The following is a 408-nucleotide window of genomic DNA, read 5'->3' as shown; positions in this document are numbered from 1 at the left end:
CGCCGCGTGCTGCGCTTGTTGCCGGCGCTGCTGGTGATGCTGATGGCGACCTTTGTGCTGTCGGCGCTGTTCATTCCCCGCGCGTGGCGCAACGAGCAGTTCGACCAGACCGGCTGGGCCGCGCTGATCGGCTTCAGCAACATCGTGCTGGCGGGTCAGCAGGACGATTACTTCTCACCCGGCGTGGAACTGAACCCTTTCCTGCACACCTGGACGCTGGGCGTGGAGGAGCAGTTCTACCTGGTCTTCCCGCTGCTGTTCTTCGTGTGGTTGCGTGGGCGTGAGCGCTGGCCATGGTCGCGTTGGCTGTTGCCGGTGTTGACCCTGCTGTCGCTGGCGTGGGCAGGCTGGCAGGCGCAAACGGCACCGGCGGCGGCGTTCTATCTGCTGCCCGCACGGTTCTGGGAG

Annotated in this window: 1 protein-coding gene; it reads left to right on the top strand. The window is 65.9% G+C overall.

Translation table 11 applies throughout. From position 1 onward, the window contains the following. The coding region (locus tag D7X32_RS44700) for an acyltransferase family protein (RefSeq protein ID WP_147450549.1) at positions 1–408 on the top strand (408 nt) is incomplete at both ends.

This window comes from Corallococcus carmarthensis, assembly GCF_003611695.1.
In the GTDB taxonomy this organism is placed as follows: domain Bacteria; phylum Myxococcota; class Myxococcia; order Myxococcales; family Myxococcaceae; genus Corallococcus; species Corallococcus carmarthensis.
This window is presented reverse-complemented; position numbering and strand designations above follow the sequence as displayed.